13 protein-coding genes are annotated in these 19,080 nt (G+C 69.2%); 6 read left to right on the top strand and 7 right to left on the bottom strand.

Annotation, left to right across the window (positions count from 1 at the left end; translation table 11 throughout):
- Nucleotides 1-32: 32 nt before the first annotated feature.
- Nucleotides 33-3,131, bottom strand: coding sequence for an Rne/Rng family ribonuclease (locus tag VFV21_RS03620; protein WP_329668121.1), 3,099 nt, complete (start codon nucleotides 3,129-3,131; stop codon nucleotides 33-35).
- A 404-nt stretch (nucleotides 3,132-3,535) separates the two neighbouring features.
- On the opposite strand from VFV21_RS03620, the gene VFV21_RS03615 reads away from it, so the two are divergent.
- Complete coding sequence (locus tag VFV21_RS03615) at nucleotides 3,536-4,465, top strand: RluA family pseudouridine synthase (RefSeq protein WP_414638476.1); 930 nt, start codon at nucleotides 3,536-3,538, stop codon at nucleotides 4,463-4,465.
- Nucleotides 4,466-4,565: 100 nt separating this feature from the next.
- Here the strand turns inward: VFV21_RS03615 and VFV21_RS03610 are convergent, their stop codons facing one another.
- A complete protein-coding gene (locus VFV21_RS03610) occupies nucleotides 4,566-4,904 on the bottom strand; it encodes a 4a-hydroxytetrahydrobiopterin dehydratase (RefSeq protein ID WP_329668119.1) in 339 nt (112 codons plus the stop codon).
- 57 nt (nucleotides 4,905-4,961) lie between these two features.
- Between VFV21_RS03610 and VFV21_RS03605 the strand changes: the two genes are divergently transcribed.
- Nucleotides 4,962-5,549, top strand: coding sequence for an NfuA family Fe-S biogenesis protein (locus VFV21_RS03605; RefSeq protein ID WP_329668118.1), 588 nt, complete (start codon nucleotides 4,962-4,964; stop codon nucleotides 5,547-5,549).
- An 89-nt stretch (nucleotides 5,550-5,638) separates the two neighbouring features.
- Nucleotides 5,639-7,252, top strand: coding sequence for a hypothetical protein (locus VFV21_RS03600; RefSeq protein ID WP_329668117.1), 1,614 nt, complete (start codon nucleotides 5,639-5,641; stop codon nucleotides 7,250-7,252).
- Between the two features lie 60 nt (nucleotides 7,253-7,312).
- Here the strand turns inward: VFV21_RS03600 and VFV21_RS03595 are convergent, their stop codons facing one another.
- Entirely contained in the window at nucleotides 7,313-7,663 is a 351-nt protein-coding gene (locus tag VFV21_RS03595) for a cytochrome c (protein WP_329668116.1), read from the bottom strand.
- 11 nt (nucleotides 7,664-7,674) lie between these two features.
- Nucleotides 7,675-8,001, bottom strand: a complete 327-nt coding sequence (locus tag VFV21_RS03590; RefSeq protein ID WP_052575127.1) for a c-type cytochrome — start codon at nucleotides 7,999-8,001, stop codon at nucleotides 7,675-7,677.
- 207 nt (nucleotides 8,002-8,208) lie between these two features.
- On the opposite strand from VFV21_RS03590, the gene VFV21_RS03585 reads away from it, so the two are divergent.
- Genes VFV21_RS03585 through VFV21_RS03575 form a run of 3 tightly spaced genes read left to right on the top strand, consistent with a single transcriptional unit; the run spans nucleotide 8,209 to nucleotide 15,922 of the window.
- Nucleotides 8,209-9,360 (top strand): efflux RND transporter periplasmic adaptor subunit, encoded by a 1,152-nt coding sequence (locus VFV21_RS03585; RefSeq protein WP_329668115.1) that lies wholly within the window; start codon nucleotides 8,209-8,211, stop codon nucleotides 9,358-9,360.
- On the top strand, nucleotides 9,357-12,788 hold the full coding sequence (locus tag VFV21_RS03580; RefSeq protein ID WP_329668114.1) for an efflux RND transporter permease subunit: 3,432 nt from the start codon (nucleotides 9,357-9,359) through the stop codon (nucleotides 12,786-12,788). Before VFV21_RS03585 ends, VFV21_RS03580 begins: the two co-directional genes overlap by 4 nt.
- The gene (locus VFV21_RS03575) at nucleotides 12,785-15,922 is read left to right on the top strand and encodes an efflux RND transporter permease subunit (RefSeq protein WP_329668113.1); all 3,138 of its coding nucleotides are present in this window, start codon (nucleotides 12,785-12,787) and stop codon (nucleotides 15,920-15,922) included. Before VFV21_RS03580 ends, VFV21_RS03575 begins: the two co-directional genes overlap by 4 nt.
- A gap of 31 nt (nucleotides 15,923-15,953) precedes the next feature.
- Here VFV21_RS03575 and VFV21_RS03570 read toward each other — a convergent pair whose 3' ends face one another.
- From VFV21_RS03570 to VFV21_RS03560, 3 genes are read right to left on the bottom strand one after another with little or no spacing between them, the layout of a single operon-like run.
- Nucleotides 15,954-17,168 (bottom strand): TraB/GumN family protein, encoded by a 1,215-nt coding sequence (locus tag VFV21_RS03570; RefSeq protein ID WP_329668112.1) that lies wholly within the window; start codon nucleotides 17,166-17,168, stop codon nucleotides 15,954-15,956.
- Nucleotides 17,165-18,052 carry a carbon-nitrogen hydrolase gene (locus VFV21_RS03565; protein ID WP_329668111.1) on the bottom strand — a complete coding sequence of 296 codons (888 nt, stop codon included), beginning with the start codon at nucleotides 18,050-18,052 and terminating at the stop codon, nucleotides 17,165-17,167. The genes VFV21_RS03570 and VFV21_RS03565 overlap by 4 nt, the downstream gene beginning before the upstream one ends.
- Complete coding sequence (locus VFV21_RS03560) at nucleotides 18,049-19,080, bottom strand: agmatine deiminase family protein (protein ID WP_329668110.1); 1,032 nt, start codon at nucleotides 19,078-19,080, stop codon at nucleotides 18,049-18,051. The genes VFV21_RS03565 and VFV21_RS03560 overlap by 4 nt, the downstream gene beginning before the upstream one ends.

Below are 19,080 nucleotides of genomic sequence, written 5' to 3'. Positions count from 1 at the left end.
AGAAGAAGGGCGCCTCGCGGCGCCCTTCGTTCTCAGTTCGGATTGCCTGGCTTCGTCTCGTCCTGGCCTTCCAGCGACCAGTTCGGTGCGGGCGGGGCTTCCGGCAAGACCGCATCCTGCTCGGCGTCGGTAGACGGCTCGGGCAGGTTGGCCGCGAGGATCGGCTTGGCCTCGGCCACCGGCGGGGCGTCGAACACCGCCGGCTGCGTGCGCAGGAACGGGTTCACCGGCGCCGCGGGGGCGACCACTTCCGGCTCGGCCGGGATCAGGCTGGCCTGCACCGGCGCGGCGGCCGGCGTGGACAACGCGAACGGCGTGGGCTCCGGCGCAATGCGGGCCTCGGCGGCGACCGGCGGGGCCGCCGGCGCTGGCACGGTCTCGGGCGCCACCGCCGTGGCAGGCTCGGCGGCCGGCGTGCTCTCGACGACGGGGGCAGGCGCCGCGACGACGTCAACGGCCGGGGCAGGCACGATTTCCACGAACGGGCGCGGCTCGGGCACGACCGGTGCCGGGGCTTCGATGCGGGCTTCCGCGGCGACCGGCATCGGCGCCGGTTCGACGGCCGACGCGATCGCCGGCGCGGGCGCCACGATCGGGGACGCGGCCATCGCGGCCACCGGCGCCGAGACCGGCACCGGACGCGGGGCGGGCGTCGGCGCGGGGCCGAGGTCGTCGAAGTCGGATTCGGCGGCGCTCACCGTGGCCGCCGGAGCGGCCGTGCGGGCACCGGACGACTGGCCCGGCTCCTCGTCATCGAAGTCGGACTCGCTGTCCTGCGACGCGTCCTGGCCGTTGCCCTCGTTGGCGGCATCCTCCGGACGACGACGGCGACGGCCACCGCGGCGACCGCGGCGACGGCGGCCCGTGCCCTCGGCACCCGCGGCTTCGCTGCCGCCTTCGGCGGTGTTCTCGACGCCGGCGGCGACCTGGCCCTCGACGGCTTCCACGGCGGCAGCCGGCGCATCGCCTTCGGCGACGGCGTCACCGCCGGCCGCGGCCTGCGCGGCCAGCCTGGCGGCGCGGGCTTCGCGACGCTCGGCTTCGCGCTTCAGGTTTTCCTGGCGCTGCTGCTCGCGGCGCTCGGCTTCCTTCTTCTGGTTCTCTTCGCGGCGCTGCTGGCCCTCGAGGCGACGCTGCTCGTCCTGCTTCTTTTGCTCCTCGGTGCGCTCCTGCTTGGGCGGGCGCGCCTGCGGCTGCGGCTTGCCGGTGTCCTTGGCCTTGTCGCCGCGGTCATTGCGCTCGTTGCGCTCGCCGCCACGGGCGCCGCGCTCGCCGCGATCGCGGCCACGGCCGTTGCGGTCGCGACGACCTTCGTTGCCACTGCCGCGCGGACCGCGGTCGCCGCCGCGGTCGCTGCGTTCACCGCGCTCGTCGCGCGATTTCTTGGCCGGGGCGTCCTCGCCGGTGGCATCGCCGCCGGTGAACAGCGCCGCCAGGCGCGCGAAGAAACCGCGCTTGGGCTCGGCCGGCTTGTTCGAGAACACCGGCGGCGGCGCCACCTCGACCTCGGCTTCCTCGCGCACCGGCGCCGGGTTCGGCGGGCGCACGGCGGTGACGGCCGGCAGGTCGGGCACGTTGATGTGCGCCTTGGTCAGCGAATGCACCGCCTGCTTGCGCGGGGTGGTGCGGTGGTAGCTGGGCTTGCCGGACTCTTCGCCCAGCTCGTTCTCGCGCAGGCGGCTGATGTTGAAGTGCGGCGTCTCGAGCTGGTCGTCGGCGACGACGACCACGGGCGCATCGTGCCGGGTCTCGATCTCGACCAGGGCGCGGCGCTTCTCGTTGAGCAGGTAGTTGGCGATTTCCGGCGGGGCCTGCACCAGCACCTGCCCGGTGTTCTCCTTCATCGCGTGCTCTTCGGCCAGGCGCAGGATGCTCAGCGACAGCGACTCGACGCTGCGCATGCGGCCATGGCCTTCGCAGCGCGGGCAGACGATCTGGCTCGACTCACCCAGCGACGGACGCAGGCGCTGGCGGCTCATTTCGAGCAGGCCGAAGCGCGAGATGCGGCCGATCTGCACGCGGGCGCGGTCCTGCTTGAGCGCGTTCTGCAGGCGCTCCTCGACCAGGCGCTGGTGCTTGCCGGAGGACATGTCGATGAAGTCGATCACCACCAGGCCGCCCAGGTCGCGCAGGCGCATCTGGCGGGCCACTTCGTCGGCGGCCTCGAGGTTGGTGTTGAACGCGGTTTCCTCGATGTCGCTGCCCTTGGTGGCGCGCGAGGAGTTCACGTCGATCGCGGTCAGGGCTTCGGTCTGGTCGACCACGATGCTGCCGCCCGAGGGCAGGCGCACCTGGCGCTCGTAGGCGCCCTCGATCTGCGACTCGATCTGGTAGCGGTTGAACAGCGGCGTCGGGTCTTCGTAGAACTTGAGCTTGCGCAGGTTCTGCGGCATCACCGACTGCATGAAGTCGCGCGCTTCGTCGTACATCTCGCGCGTGTCGACCAGGATCTCGCCGATGTCGGCGCGCAGGTAGTCGCGCAGGGCGCGGATGATCAGGCGCGATTCCTGGTAGATCAGGAAGGGCGAGGGCTTGGCCAGGGCGGCGTCGGTGATCGACTTCCAGACCTGGAGCAGGTAGTCGAGGTCCCACTGCAGCTCGTCGGCGGCGCGGCCGACGCCGGCCGTGCGGATGATCACGCCCATGTCGTCGGGGATCGTCAGCGCATCCATGGCCTCTTTCAGGGCCTGGCGGTCGTCACCCTCGACCCGGCGCGAGACGCCGCCGGCGGTGGGCGAGTTCGGCATCAGCACCATGTAGCGGCCGGCCAGCGAGATGAACGTGGTCAGGGCAGCGCCCTTGTTGCCGCGCTCTTCCTTGTCGACCTGCACCACCACTTCCTGGCCTTCGCGCAGGAACTCCTTCAGGCCGGCCTTGTTCGGGTCGACGCCGGGGACGAAATAGTCCCGGGAGATTTCCTTGAGGGGGAGGAAGCCGTGGCGCTCGCCGCCGTACTCGACGAAGGCGGCCTCGAGGGAGGGCTCCAGGCGGACGATGCGGCCCTTGTAGATGTTGGACTTCTTTTGTTCCTTCGAGGGCTGCTCGATGTCGATGTCGTACAGGTTCTGGCCATCGACGATCGCCACGCGCAGCTCTTCGGCCTGCGTGGCATTGATCAACATACGCTTCATTGTCTGGTGTCCTCACGCGCTCTTACCGCGAGGAACGCCGGGGTCCGCGCCCGATGTTTCCGGCTAGGGGCGCACCGCGCACCCAGGCCTGGCAGGAACTTCCAGCGCTTCAAAACCTTGGGCGTACCCACGGGAGCGCTTGTTGTACATGTGTTCGGTCATTGGGGCCGGAAACCGCCGAGCGTTTTCCGGTCTGTCGTGCACTTGTAAGGTGTACGGCGATATCCGTCCGCCTTCGGTACCGGCTAACATGGTCACCCCCGTGGGGTGTGGTAGCGGTTCCTCAGGATTCACCTGGGATCGGCTTTCGGCCGGCACCCCAGGGAAATCAGGACGTTATCTCGCGAAGCGATTGTATAGGTGCAACCCCCATGGCGGCAAATGAAGTCTCAACCGGCGTGAAGATGGTCAAGGTCCCCGAGGACCGGGATGGCCAGCGCCTGGACAACTTCCTGCTGCTGCAGCTCAAGGGGGCGCCCCGGAGCCTGGTCTACAAGCTGGTCCGCAGCGGCCAGGTCCGGATCAACGGCAAGCGGGCCAAGGCCGACAGCCGCCTGGCCGGGGGCGACGAGGTCCGCATCCCGCCGGTCAAGCTGAACGAGGCCGGCGAGGCCCGGCCCGTGCCCAAGGGGCTGCTGGACCGGCTGGCCGCGAGCATCGTGTTCGAGGACAAGGCCCTGCTGGCCGTAAACAAGCCCAGCGGCCTGGCCACCCACGGCGGCAGCGGCATCAGCCATGGCCTGATCGAATCCCTCCGCGCCCTGCGGCCGGGCGAGCCGCTGGAGCTGGTGCATCGCCTCGACCGCGATACCTCGGGCGTGATCATCGTCGCCAAGAAGCGTTCGGCCCTGCTCGAACTGCAGGCGCTGATGCGCGCCGGCGAGGACGACGAGGGCCCGGGCAAGCGCTACCTGGCGCTGCTGGTCGGCCGCGTCCCGAACGGCACGCTGACCGTGGATGCGCCGCTGCAGAAGTCGGTGATGCAGGGCGGCGAGCGGCAGGTGCGGGTGGATCCGTCGGGCAAGCCCTCGGTCAGCCACTTCAAGGTGCTCGAGCGCCGCGGTGGCCACAGCTACTGCGAAGTGCGCATCGAGACCGGCCGCACCCACCAGATCCGCGTTCACGCCGCCCACCTCGGCCACCCGGTCGCCGGCGACGACAAGTACGGCGACCCGGAGGCGAACAAGCGGCTGGCGCAGCAGGTGGGCCTCAAGCGCCTGTTCCTGCACGCCGCATCGATCGAGTTCGCCCTCGACCAGGGCAAGACGCCTTACCTAATCAATGCGCCGCTGAGCGAAGAGCTCGTGACGGTGCTGGACCGCCTCGGGGGCTGAAAAAGCACCTGAAGAAAATGTACCAGGTTCATTTGTCCGGGCGAGGTGGCTCGGGAATCAACGGGCCCCGGCCCGGATAAATGAACCTGGTACATCTTCTTCAGGCCAGGTGTTCGGTTTTGGCGGCGCAGATGAAGTCGTTGGCGCTCAACCCGCCCACGTCATGGGTCGAGAACCGCACCACGGCACGGTCGTAGTGCACGCCGAGGTCGGGGTGGTGGTCTTCGGCGTGGGCCACGTAGGCCAGCGCGTTCACGAAGGCCATCGTCCGGTAGTAGTCCGGGAAGCGGAAGGTCTTGCGGATGGCCGCGCCGTCTTCGACCAGCTCCCAGCCGGGCAGGGCGGTGAGGAAGGTCTTCACGTCGGCGGCCGGCAGGCGGTGCTGTTCACCCTTGAGCGGCGTGCAGCGGCGGGCGGCGAGTTCACTGATCGAGGTCATGGCTGCGTTCCAGGGCGGTAGGGCCGAAGTATAGGCCGGGGGTTTACAATGCGCGCCATGATCAACATCACCGAATCCGCGCAGGCCTATTTCCAGCGCCTGCTCCAGACCCAGGGCGGCGACGCCGTCGGCATCCGGCTCTCGGCCGTCAACCCCGGCACCCCGCGCGCCGATGCACGGCTGGAGTTCTGTGACCACGGCGACCTGCTCGGCGACGAGTGGTCGATCGAGTGCGCGGGATTCACGCTGTACGTCGACGCGCCCAGTGCGCCGTTCCTGGATTCGGCCGACATCGACTTCGTCGCCAGCGCCACCGGCGGCCAGCTCACCATCAAGGCGCCGCGCATCAAGGGCGACCAGCCCGCCGGCAATGCTTCGCTGGTCGAGCGCGTGCAGTGGCTGATCGACTCGGAGATCAACCCGCAGCTGGCCTCGCACAAAGGCCGCGTCGCGCTCGATTCGATCGATGCCGACGGCGTGGTGTACCTGCGCTTCGGCGGCGGCTGCCACGGCTGCGGCATGGTGGACGTGACCCTGAAGCAGGGCATCGAGACCTCGATGAAGGCGAAGATCCCGGAAGTCACCGCCGTGCGCGATGCCACCGACCACAGCACCGGCAGCGCGCCCTACATAGCCCGCGGCTGAATGGTCCGCGCCGCGCCCGCGCCGCTTAACCAATTTTTCCCGGGCGGTGCGGTTAATCTCGCCCGGCCCTTCCCGACGACGCGGTGCCCGTGAGCGATCCCCGCGAGACCTACGATCCCGCAGAGGCGCTCAACGAGTCCGGCCATCGCTGGCGGCCGGCGCGCGCGCCGGAAGACCTGCCGCTCGGCCTGCGCCTGGTGCTGATGGGCCTGGTCACGATTGGCCACGCGGTGGTGTTCTGGGTCTTCGACCGCAGCAGCTTCGTCGCGGCCCCGACGCCCGAGCGCGAGATCACCACCATCCTGATCTTTCCCGAGCCGGAACCCGAGCCGCTGCCCGAACCGGAACCCGTTCCCGAGCCGGAGCCAAAGCCGGAGCCCGTTGAAGCGCCCGCCCCCGAGCCCGTCCGGGAGCCCGAGCCCGCGCCGGAACCGGAACCGGAACAAGAGTCGGAGCCACAGCCCGAACCCGAACCTCAGCCCGAACCCGAGCCGGAACCCGAGCCCGAGCCCGAGCCGCAGCCCGAACCGGAACCCGTGGTCGAGCCGGAACCACTCCCCGAGCCCATCGTGGAGCCCGCCACCGATCCGGATCCGAACGAAGAAGTGGACCTGCCCGAGGATCCGGCGCCGTCGATCGACTCGACGCTGGTATTCGTTCCGGTGGAAGACCCGGAGCCAGCGCCGATCCCGCTGCGCGAACTGCCGCTCGCGCCCGTGCCCAGCCCCGAGCCGCTGCCCGAAACAGAGATCGCGCGCGTGCCGCTGCCTGAGACCAAGCCTTCGCCGACCGAGCCGGTCACGACCCGCGTCGACATCGCCGCCCCCACGTTCGCCGAAGTGATCGAGCCCGCGCAGGTGGAGATCGATCGGCCAGCCGCGCCGACCGTCGATGTCCTGCGTCCGGAACCGCTGCGCGTCGAGAAGCCCGAGCTCGACATCGCGTTCGGGGAATTGCCCGCGCCCGAGTCGGAAGACACGCCGGCGCCAGAGCCGGCGGCACAGGCGCCGGTGCCGGAAACCGCCGCCGTTCCCTCGGCACCGGACGCTTCGCCCGCCGCGTCGTCACCCCCGTCCGCGCCGGCCTTGTCCGACGATTTCCTGGCGCCGCCCGCGAGCCGGGACGGTGCGATGCAAGCCCTCGATGCCGCGCCCGCGGGCGGGTCGCTGCGGCTCTACAACCCCGACGGTTCGCTCGACCTGCCCGATGACCTGCGCGACCAGGTGCGCGGCGCCACCGACGACACCCGCGAATTCAGTTTCCAGCAGCCGGGCCTGCTGGATTCGGGCAGCTTCATGCGCCGGCAGCCGGCGCTGGTTTACGAGCCCACGCGCTTCGACGAATACTGGATCCCGGAGAAAGACATCCTCACCGAAGTGCTGGAAAAAGCCGTCGAGGCCACCACCGGCACCGTCGAGATCCCGATCCCCGGCAAGCCCGGTTCCAAGCTCGTGTGCACGGTATCCATCCTCGCGGCCGGCGGAGGCTGCGGCATCCGCCACAACAACGACGGCTACGTGGTCGAGCTCGACGACCCCAATACGCTCAACGAACAGGAAGCCGCGCAGTGCGCCGCGTGGTGGGACCAGATCACCAACGCCACCAGCCAGGCCGCGTGGAAGGGCACCCGCGACCTCTACGACTTCCACTGCCGCAAGCCGCTGGCCAAGCCGGCGGACGTGCCGGCACCGAAGGACGGCTAGCGGCCCGCAACAAAAAAGCCCGGCTTTCGCCGGGCTTTCGGTGCGAGGCAGGCGGCGCGATCAGCGCTCGTCGATCTTGCTCAGGTCGTGCAGGTCGCCGGCCTGGCTGCCGTAAAAGGCCGACAGGTCGTTGATGTCCTCGTCGCTGAGCGCACCGGCGAAACCCGCCATGATCGCGTTCTTGCGCTTGCCCGACTTGTATTCCTGCAGCGCGCGCGCGAGGTACTCCGGATGCTGGCCCGCCAGCTTGGGATAGGTATCGTCGAGGCTTTCGTTGCCGGTGGCGCCGTGGCAGGAGGCGCAGGTCTTGGACTTCTCCTGGCCGGCGGCGATGTTGCCGACCGGGCCGGCGGCAAAGGCCGGGGCGGCGAGGGCGAGGAGGGCGGAAGCGGCGAGCAGGCGCAGGGTCATGGGGTCGGTTCTCACTTGGCCGGCTTGAGGCTGGACAGATACGCGGCGATGTCGGCGATCTCCTGGTCGGAGAAGCTTTCGGCCTGCGCCTGCATGGTCGGGTGCTCGCGGTCGCCGGTCTTGTAGCCGGTCAGGGCCGCGACCAGGTAGGCCTCGTTCTGGCCACCGACCTTGGGCACGCGGTAGGTCGGGTAGGCGTTCTTGTAGTCGGCGATGCCGTGGCAGCCGGTGCAGGTATAGAACAGGGCCTTGCCCTTCTCCGGATCGCCCTTGGCGAACGCGGGCGCGGTGGCGAGGGCGAGCACGAGGCTGGCGGCGGGCAACAGGATTCGCTTCATCGGTCTTTTTTTTCCGGCTCGAAAGGGTCGGGCGGGCGGCGCTAAACCGAAATTATAGCCGGTGCATCCCAAGGCAGACAGGGGGCCGGTGGTCACCAGGCATGCCGCCGTCACCAGTGGGCATCCAGACTTCCGGCATATGCGGCTCTTCACGCCCGTCCTGTACTGTTCTATTCAACTACAACACCCCCGCCAGAAGCCCCGACAATGAAGACTCTCCGCACGTTCCCGCTGGCCCGTACCACCGCCGTCCTGGCGCTTGCCATCACCCTGGCCCTGGCGGGCTGCGGCGGCGGCCAGCCGCCCGAGGGGCAGGTCGCCGAAACCGCCACCACCGGTCCCGACGGCAAGCCGGTCGAAAAGAAGGCGCCGGCCGTGCCGGTCGAAGTGGCCCGCGTCACGAAGCAGATGATCTCGGCCAGCTACAGCGGCACCGCCAGCCTCGAGGCGCCGGCCGAAGCGCAGGTGGTCGCGAAGTCCTCCGGCGTCGTGCTGCAAGTGCTGGTGGAGGAAGGTGACCAGGTCCAGGCCGGCCAGGTCCTGGCGCGCATCGATCCCGACCGCGCGCGCCTTGAGATGGAGCGCTCGCGCGCCACCGTCCGCAAGCTCGAGAACAACTTCCGCCGCGCGCAGGAGCTGCTGGCGTCCAAGCTGGTCAGCGCCGAGTCGGTCGAGCAGATCCGCTTCGACCTCGAGTCGGCCAAGGCCAGCTACGACCTCGCGCAGCTGGAGTTGTCGCACACCAACATCGTTGCGCCGATCACGGGCGTGGTGGCGCAGCGCATGGTGAAGGTCGGCAACCTGGTGGCGCTGAACGCGCCGGCCTTCCGCGTGGTCGACATCTCCCAGCTCGAGGGCGTGCTGAACGTGCCCGAGCGTGAACTCGCCACGCTGCGCCCCGGCATGCCGCTGCGCATGGTCGTGGACGCGGTGCCGGGCCAGGTGTTCGAGGGCAAGGTCGACCGCATCAGCCCGGTGGTCGACTCCGGCAGCGGCACGTTCCGCGTGGTGTGCGCCTTCGAAGGCGGCGGCACGCTGCGGCCGGGCATGTTCGGCCGCATCGAGGTGGTCTACGACGAGCGCGTGGACGCGCTGACCATGCCGCGGGTGGCGCTGCTCGAGGACGAGGGCGAGCCGGCGGTGTTCGTGGTGCGCGACAGCAAGGCGGTGCGGGTGCCGGTCGAGCTGGGCTACGTGAACGGCGAAGTGGCCGAGGTGCGCAAGGGCCTGGTGGAAGGCGACGACGTCGTCACTGCCGGCAAGGTCGCGATCCGCGATGGCTCCGAGGTCGAAGTGATCAACCCGGCCGCGCCGGAAGCCTCCACTGAAGCCGCCGTCGCGCAGGTTGCCGTCGAATGAGCCTGGTCGAATTCTCCACCCGCCGGCGGGTGACGGTGGCGATGGTCACCGTGACCTTCGTGATCTTCGGCCTGATCGCGCTGTCCAGCCTGAAGGTCAACCTGCTGCCTGACCTCAGCTACCCGACCCTGACCGTGCGCACCGAGTACACCGGTGCCGCGCCGATGGAAATCGAGACCCTGATCAGCGAGCCGGTCGAAGAGGCCGTGGGCGTGGTCAAGAACCTGCGCAAGCTGCGCTCGGTCTCTCGAACCGGCCAGAGCGACGTGGTGCTCGAGTTCGCCTGGGGCACCGACATGGACCAGGCCAGCCTCGAGGTGCGCGACAAACTCGAGGTGCTGCGCCTGCCGCTGGAAGCCAAGCAGCCGGTGCTGCTGCGTTTCAATCCGTCCACCGAGCCGGTGATGCGCCTCGTGCTGGCCGCCACCGAGGCCCCCGCCGGCAGCGAGCAGGCCGAGCTGATGCGCCTGCGGCGCTACGCCGAGGAAGAGCTGAAGAAGCGGCTCGAGCCGGTCGGCGGCGTCGCCGCGGTCAAGGTCGCCGGCGGCCTCGAGGACGAGGTGCAGGTGCTGATCGACCAGGACCGCCTGGCCCAGCTCAACCTCGACGTGAACACCGTCATCGAGCGCCTCCGCCTCGAGAACGTGAACATTTCCGGCGGCCGCATCGAGGAAGGTTCGCAGCGCTACCTGGTGCGCACGGTGAACCAGTTCACCGGCCTGGACCAGATGCGTGAACTGCTCGTGGCCAACGTCGACGGCGTGCCGGTGCGCCTGCGCGACGTCGCCACCGTCAGCCAGGGCTACAAGGAGCGCGAGGCGATCATCCGCCTGGGCGGCGGGGAGGCCGTCGAGCTGGCGATCTACAAGGAAGGCGACGCCAATACCGTCGCCGTGGCCGAGGCGATCAAGGTCGCGCTCGAGCGCCTGAAGGACCAGCTGCCGCAGGGCGCGACCCTGACCACCATCGAAGACCAGTCGATCTTCATCGAGGCGGCGCTGTCGGAAGTGAAGAAGGAAGCCCTGATGGGCGGCGTGTTCGCCATCCTGCTGATCTTCTTCTTCCTGCGCGACGGCTGGAGCACTTTCGTGATCGGCTTGTCGCTGCCGGTCTCGATCATCGCGACCTTCTTCTTCATGGACCAGTTCGGCCTGAACCTCAACGTGATGTCGCTCGCCGGCCTGGCGCTGGCGACCGGCATGGTGGTGGACGACTCGATCGTGGTGCTCGAAAGCATTGCCAAGGCGCGTGAACGCGGGCTGGGCGTGCTCGAGGCCGCGGTGGTCGGCACCAAGGAAGTGAGCATGGCCGTGGTGGCGTCGACGCTGACGACGGTGGCGGTTTTCTTCCCGCTGGTGTTCGTGCAGGGCGTGGCCGGCCAGCTGTTCAAGGACCAGGCGCTGACGGTCTCGATCGCGCTGATGATTTCGCTGGTGGTGTCGCTGACGCTGATCCCGATGCTGTCGGCGCTCAAGGCGAAGTCGCCGATGGCGTTCGCGGATTCGCCGGGCGCCGATGGCCCGGCCGGCCCGGTGTGGCGGCAGGTGCTGGCGCAGGTGATCGAGTTCGCCAGGCTGCCTGTCCGGCGCGTGCGCGCGGCCTTCGGTCGCGGCACCGGGCGCGGCATCGGGGCGGCGCTGGCTGCGCTGGTGCTGGCGCCGGTGTGGGCGTTCTGCCTGCTCCTGCTGGTGCTGGCCATCCCGTTTGCGTTCCTGGTGCCGCTGCTGGTGTTCGCGGCCACCTGGCTGGTGGCGACGCTGGCGCGCGTGCTGGGCGTGGGTGGACGGGGATTGGGCCGCGTAGGTGGTTGGGTGCTCAAGCCCTACGACTGGGCCGAGGCCGGTTACCACCGCCTGCTGCCGCGCGCGCTGTCGAACCCGCTGCCGGTGCTGGGCGCCGCGGGCGTGGCCTTCGTGCTGGCGCTGTTCGTCGCTTCGACGCTGGGCACCGACCTGATCCCGCAGTTCGCCCAGGATCGCTTCGAGATGACGGCCAAGCTGCCGCCGGGCACCCAGCTGCGCGACACCGATGCGCTGGTGAAACAGATCCAGCAGGTGCACGGCGAGGACGAGGGCGTGCAGGCGCTGTACGGCGTGAGCGGCAGTGGCACCCGGCTCGACGCCAACCCGACCGAGTCGGGTGAGAACATCGCCAAGCTCACGGTGGTGATGGGCGGTGACTTCGGTCGTGCCTCCGAGGAACGGCAGACCGAGCGCATGCGCGCCACGATGGCCCAGTTCCCCGACGTGCAGGTGAAGTTTGGCCGACCCCAGCTGTTCAGCTTCTCCACGCCGCTCGAAATCGAGCTGCGAGGGCAGGACCTGGCGGCGGTGGAGCGCGCCGGCCGCAAGCTGGCGACGATGCTCGAGGGCGACGACAGCTTCGCCGACGTGAAGTCGACGGTGGAGCAGGGCTTCCCCGAGATCCAGATCCGCTTCGATCAGGAGCGCGCGGCGGCGCTGGGGCTCACCAGCCGCCAGATCGCCGACCAGGTCGTGCGCAAGGTGCGTGGCGAGGTGGCGACGCGCTACAGCTTCCGCGACCGCAAGATCGACGTGCTGGTGCGGGCGCAGGAAACCGACCGCGAGTCGCTGGAAAGCATCCGCAAGATCATCGTCAACCCGCAGAGCGACCGGCCGGTGACGCTGGACGCGGTGGCCGACGTCGTCGCCACCATCGGCCCGAGCGAGATCAACCGCGTCGACCAGATCCGCGTGGCCATCGTCTCGGCCAACCTGCGCGACATCGACCTCGGCACCGCCGTGCAGCAGGTGCGCGACATGGTGGCGGCGGATCCGCTGGGCGCCGACGTGCGAATGCACATCGGCGGCCAGGGCGAGGAGCTGGATGCTTCGATCAGTTCGCTGATCTTCGCGCTGTCGCTGGCGATCTTCCTGGTCTACCTGGTGATGGCCTCGCAGTTCGAATCGCTGCTGCATCCGTTCGTGATCATGTTCACCATCCCCCTGGCCATGGTCGGCGCGGTGATGGCGCTGTGGATCAGCGGATCGCCGGTCTCGGTGGTGGTCTTCATCGGCCTGATCCTGTTGTGCGGCATCGTGGTGAAGAACGCCATCATCCTGATCGACAAGGTCAACCAGCTGCGCGAGGAAGGCGTGGCCAAGGACGAGGCGATCATGCGCGGCGCCTACTCGCGCCTGCGGCCCATCATCATGACGACCGCCACCACGCTGTTCGGCTTCGCGCCGCTGGCCTTCTTCGGCGGCGAAGGCGCCGAGGTCCGCGCACCGATGGCGATCACGGTGATCGGCGGCCTGGCGGTCTCGACGCTGCTGACCCTGGTGGTGATCCCCGTGATGTACAAGCTGATGGACCGCAAGTCCGATGCGCATTACGTCGAGCGTGGCCAGCGGGCCAGCGCGCTCGAGCGACTGCGCGCGGCGGCGGCCCTGGGAGACGCGGCATGAGCCTGGCCGAACTGAGCCTCCGCCGTCCGGTGACGGCGGTGATGTTCTACGTATCGCTGGTGGTGATCGGGCTGATCGCCGCCTTCCGGCTGCCGCTGGAGCAGTTCCCGGATGTCAACGTGCCCTTCATCTTCGTGGACCTGCCGTACCCGGGCTCCACGCCGGAGGAAGTGGAGCGCACGATCACGCGTCCGGCCGAGGAGGCGCTGGCCACGCTGACCGGCATCGCCCGCATGCGGTCCACCAGCCGCCCGGACGGATCCAGCGTCCAGATGCAGTTCTCCGACTGGGACCGCGACATCGAGATCACCGCCAGCGAGGCACGCGACCGGCTGGACGCCATCCGCGGCGAGCTGCCGGAGGACCTGCAGCGCTACTTCGTCTTCAAGTTCTCGCCCAGCGACCAGCCGGTGATCCGCGTGCGCTTCGCGGGAGACCGGGATTTCACCGGCGAATACACCCTGATCCAGCAGCAGTTCCAGCGCCGCCTGGAGCGCGTGCCGGGCGTCGCCCGGGTGGATATCTCCGGCGCGTCGCCGCCCGAGGTCGAGATCGCGATCTCCGCCGATCGCCTCAGCGCCCACGGGTTGGGCCTGAACGAACTCGCCGCGCGCCTGCGCGCGGTCAATTTCTCGGTCTCGGCCGGCCAGATCAACGAGGGCCGGCAGCGCCTGCGCGTGCAGCCGATCGGCGAGACGGCGAGCCTGGATGAGATGCGCGATCTCGTGCTCAACGACAAGGGCCTGCGCCTGTCCGACGTTGCCGTGATCCGCGAGAAGCCGCAGGAGGTGGACTACGGCCGGCGCCTGGACGGCCGTCCGGCCGTGGGCCTGGACATCTTCCGCGAGCGCAACGCCAACCTGGTGGATGTCTCGCGCCTGGCGATGGCCGAGCTGGCCCTGATCAACCAGGAGCCCGAATTCCGCGACATCCAGCTCAACATCATCGATGACCAGGCCGTTGGCGTGACCAGCTCGATCAATGAGCTGATCGAAGCCGGCCTGGTCGGATCGCTGCTGTCACTGCTGATCCTGTTCTATTTCCTCCGCCACTGGCCGTCCACGCTGATGGTGACGCTGGCGATCCCGATCTGCATCGTGATGACGCTGGGCGCGATGTATTTCTTCGGCATGACCCTGAACATCCTGTCGATGATGGGCCTGCTGATCGGCGTCGGCATGCTGGTGGACAACGCCGTGGTGGTGGTGGAGAGCATCTACCAGAACCGCGAGAAGTACCCCAACGACCCGATGCGCTGCGCCATCGAGGGCACGCGCAGCGTGCAGGTGGCGATCACGGCCGGCACGCTGACCAGCATCATCGTCTTCATGCCCAACCTGTTCGGCGAGCGCAACTTCATCTCGATCTACCTGGGCCAGGTGGCGATGACGATCACCATCTCGCTGCTGGCGTCGTGGATCGTCGCGGTGAGCCTGATCCCGATGATCTCGGCGCGCCTGAAGACGCCGCCTGCGGTCACCGCCGAGCACGGCTTCGTGCCGCGCCTGACCCGCGGCTATGCGTCGCTGCTGCGCTGGACCCTGGCCAATCGCGCCAAGGCCATGCTGTCGATGATGCTGCTGGTGCTGGTGAGTCTCGTGCCGGTGAGCATGACCAAGATGGACTTCTTCAAGAACGACGTCGGCCGCCGCATCGAGCTGTATTTCGACTGGAAGGGCGCCTACAGCCTCGAGCAGATCTCGGAGGAGGTGCTGCGGGTCGAGACGTTCCTGGACGCCAACCGCGAGAAGTACCAGATCAAGCAGCTCTATTCGTGGTTCAGCGAGCGCGGCTGGGCCGGCATGCAGGTCACGCTGGTGGATCCGAACCCGAGCTTCCTGGACAAGCTGCTGCTGCGCAAGCAGGAGCCGGGGCTGATGTCGGCCGAGGAAGTGCAGGAGATGATCCGCAAGGACCTGCCGCGCACCGCGCGGGCCGAGATCGGCTTCAGCGGCGGCGATGGCGGCGGCGGTGGCGGCGACGAGCAGGGCATCCGGGTGTTCCTGCAGGGTGATTCGTCCGCGACGCTGAACGAGCTGGCCGAGAACCTGGTGCCGATGCTTGCGCTGCGCAAGGAGTTCCGCGACGTCCGCGTCGATTCCGGCGACGAGAACAGCGAGGTCCAGGTCAGCGTGAACCGGGAACGCGCCGCCAGCCTGGGCTTCAGCGCGCAGGAAGTGGCCAGCTACATCGGCATCGCCCTGCGCGGTACGCCGCTGCGCGAGTTCCGCTCCGGCGACGCCGAGCTGCCGGTGTGGGTGCGCTTCGCGGGCTCGGAGGACTTCCGGGTCGAGGACATGTCGGCGCTGACCCTGCGTCGCGCCGACGGCACCAGCGTGCCGCTTCTCTCGGTGGTGGACGTCAACGTCCGCAAGGGTGCTTCGCAGATCACCCGCGAAAGCCGCCAGACCTCGCTGGCGCTGGAGGCCAACCTGGCCAAGGACGTCACCGTGCCCGATGCGCGCAAGGCGATGGAGGAAGTGCTGTCCTCGGCCACCTTCCCGCCGGGCTACCGCTTCAGCTTCGGCGGCTCGTTCCAGCAGGACGACGAAGCCGGCAAGCAGATGCTGTTCAACCTGCTGCTGGCGCTGGTGATGGTCTACCTGGTGATGGCGGCGGTGTTCGAGTCGATGCTGTTCCCGGCCGCGATCATCAGCTCGATCCTGTTCTCGGCGCTGGGCGTGTTCTGGCTGTTCGCCTTCACCGGCACCACCTTCACCATCATGGCCTTCATCGGGTGTTTGGTCCTGATGGGCGTGGTGGTGAACAACGGCATCGTGTTGTTCGAGCACATCAATGCGCAGCGCCGCAGCGGGCTCAGCCGCACCGATGCGCTGGTGCATGGCTGCAAGGAGCGCCTGCGACCGATCCTGATGACCACCTGCACCACGGTGCTGGCGATGCTGCCGCTGTGCATCGGTGGCACCCAGCTCGGCGGCGACGGCCCGGCCTATTACCCGATGGCGCGTGCGATCGCCGGTGGCCTGGTGTTCTCCACCATCGTCAGCCTGCTGTTCCTGCCGACCATTTACGCGGCGATGGACGACATGCGCGAGTGGACGTCGGAGACGCTGCGCCGTGGTCGCGCCAAGGCGCCGCTGAAGGGCCTGCGCCTGGGTTCGGCGACGGAATGACGCGTGAGGCCCGGGCCGCCTGGCCCTGGCCTCAGCCCAGCTTGCCGATGATGTTGGCGCCCGCGATCCAGACGCCGACCGCGGTGCCCAGGCTGGTCAGGAAGAAGTTCACCAGCACCCGCGCGACGCGGTTGCGCCACCAGCCCGACAGCTTGCCGGTGTCGTCCCGCAGCCGCAGGAAGTCGGCGTAGGTCGGCTTGCGGACCCAGGCTTCGACTGCGGCGCTGACGGTGCCCGAGGCGAGGGCAGGGTGCAGTGGCGTCAGCGGCGAGGATATGAAGGCCGCCACGATGCTTAGCGGATGGCCGCCGGCGGCGAGGCAGCCCAGGGCGCCGCCGATGCCGGTGATCAGCGCCCACTGCAGCACCAGTTCACCGCCCAGCTCGGCGCCGCCTTGCCAGAAGCCCCAGGCGAAGCCGCCGAACAGGAACACCACCAGCAGGATCGTGAACCACGGGATCCGGCTGCCGGCGGGCACGGTGTCGAGTTCGGCCAGCACCGGTGCCGGGGCCGCGCTGTCGTCACGCAGGTGCTGCTCAAGGCCCTTGAGGTGGCCGGCACCGACCACGGCCAGCACCTCGCGCGCGCCCTCGGCGCCGACCTGGCGCAGGCGGTTGGCCATGTAGACGTCGCGCTCGGCGATCACCGCGCGATACAGCGGCGGGCTGCCGGCGGCGAATTCACCAAAGCTCGATTCGAGGTAGTCGCCCTGCTTCAGCTTCTCGATCTCGCCGGCCTCGACTTCGTCGTCGGCCAGCAGGCTGGCGCCCAGGCCCGCGATCAGCTTCGTGCGGCCCCAGAAACCGAGGCCCGCGAAGGCGCGCTTGAGCGTGGTGCCGACGTCGCGGTCGATCAGCGAAAGGCGCAGGCCGCGCTCCTCAGCGCCGACGGCCGCGGCCTTGAGCTCGGCGCCCGGCTCGACGCCGAGCTGCTCGGCCAGGCGCCGCTGGTAGGCGGCCAGCGCGAGGTTGCCGGCGACCAGGCCGGTCTTGCCTTCGCGCAGGATCTGGAACAGGTCGAGCTTGGCCAGCGCGTCCGGGTCGGTCATCGCCCGGTGGCGTTGGGCATCGAGTTCGACCGCGATGGTGTCGTAGTGGCCGGTGGCCAGCGCGGCCTCGACCGCGTCGACGCTGGCGCGCGAGACGTGGGCCGTGCCCAGCAGGGTGTAGCGCACGCCCTCGCGTTCGACGATGGCGTGCGGCTGGTCATGCAGGCCGTCGTAGCCGGCCTCGGTGGAGAGGTTCAATCGCGGTACCGCCTCAGGAGGTCTTGGTAGGCATCGATGCGGCGGTCGCGCAGGAAAGGCCAGATGCGGCGCACCTGTTCGCTGCGGCCCAGGTCGACTTCCGCCACCAGCACTTCGGCGTCGTCGGTGCCGGACTCGGCGATGAACTCACCCTGCGGCCCGAGCACGTGGCTCGAACCCCAGAAGCGGATGCCCGAGGCACCCAGCGGCGAGGGTTCGTGGCCGATGCGGTTGCAGCTCAGCACCGGCAGGCCGTTGGCGACGGCATGGCCGCGGTGGCTCAGCAGCCAGGCGCCGCGCTGGCGGTCTTTTTCGTCCTGGGCGTCTTCCGGGTCCCAGCCGATGGCGGTCGGATAGAGCAGCAGGTCGGCGCCGGCCAGCGCCATCAGGCGTGCGGCTTCCGGATACCACTGGTCCCAGCAGACCAGTACGCCCAGTCGGCCGACCGAGGTGTTGATCGGTTCGAAGCCCAGGTCGCCGGGGGTGAAGTAGAACTTCTCGTAGAAGCCCGGGTCGTCGGGGATGTGCATCTTGCGGTACTTGCCGGCGATCGAGCCGTCGGTTTCGAAGACCACCGCGGTGTTGTGGTACAGGCCGGCGGCGCGGCGCTCGAACAGCGAGGACACCAGCACCACGCCGTGCTTCTTCGCCAGCGCGCCCAGGCGCTCGGTGCTCGGGCCCGGGATCGGCTCGGCGCGGTCGAACTCGTGGGTGGATTCGTGCTGGCAGAAGTAGGCACCGTTGTGCAACTCCTGCAGCAGCACCAGCTTCGCCCCGCGCGACGCCGCCTCGGCGACGCGCGTCTCGATGTTGGCGAGGTTCGCGTCGACGCTGCCGTGGTCGCGGTCCTGCACCAGGGCGACGGTGAGGGATTTCTTGCTCATGCCAGCAGGCCTTCGGGAAGTTGCATGGTGACGCAGTGCAGGCTGCCGTTCTGCCAGATCAGCGGGCGGCAGTCGATGCGGACGATCTCGCGGCCCGGAAAGGCGCGCGCCAGCACCGCCGCGGCCCCGGCATCGGCGGCATCGCCGTAGGCCGGCATGAGCACCGCGCCGTTGATGATGAGGAAGTTGGCGTAGGACGCGGCCAGGCGCCGGCCTTCGTCGAGGATCGGGCGCGCCCACGGCAGCGGGAACAGGCGGTAGGGCTTGCCGTCCGGCCGGCGCAGCGCCTCGATCTCGGCGGCCATGGCCTGCAGCGGGGCGTAATGGGTGTCGGCCTCGTCATCGCAGGCCTGGAACACGATCGCCTCGGGGCCGGCGAAGCGGGCGAGGGTATCGATGTGGGCGTCGGTGTCGTCGCCCTCGAGGTAGCCGTGGAAGAGCCAGAGCGTGCGCTCCTGCACCAGCGACTTCTCGAGCGTGGCGGTGATCTCGGCCCGCGATTTGTCGGGGTGGCGCTCGTGCAGGCAGGTCCAGGTGCTGAGCAGGGTGCCGGCGCCGTCGGTCTCGATGCCGCCGCCCTCGAGCGCGAAGTCGATGCGCTGGTGCCGCGCCGGCGCCAGCAGCCCCGAGGCATGCAGCTTGCCGACCAGCTGGTCGTCGAGGCCGGCCTCGAACTTGCCGCCCCAAGCCGTGAAGTGGAAATCGAGCAGGCGGAAGCCGTCGCCCTCGCGCAGCGTGATCGGGCCCGAGTCGCGCAGCCAGGTGTCGTCGTAGGGCACTTCGAAGAAGCGCACCCGGGCCAGGTCGACGCCGGCGGCCCCGAGCAGCGCACTGGCGCGCGCTTTCAGGGCTGCGTCGGCGACGCAGACCAGGGCGGGCTGGAAGCGGGTGATCGCCGCGACCAGGGCGACGTACGTCCGCTCGACGCCCTCCAGGCGCGGCGCCCAGTCGGTGCCTTCATGCGGCCAAGCGAGCAGTACGGCGGATTGGGGTTCCCATTCCGCCGGGAAGCGCAGGTTGTTCGGCAT

This window comes from Arenimonas sp. (genome assembly GCF_036275555.1).
In the GTDB taxonomy this organism is placed as follows: domain Bacteria; phylum Pseudomonadota; class Gammaproteobacteria; order Xanthomonadales; family Xanthomonadaceae; genus Arenimonas.
This window is presented reverse-complemented; position numbering and strand designations above follow the sequence as displayed.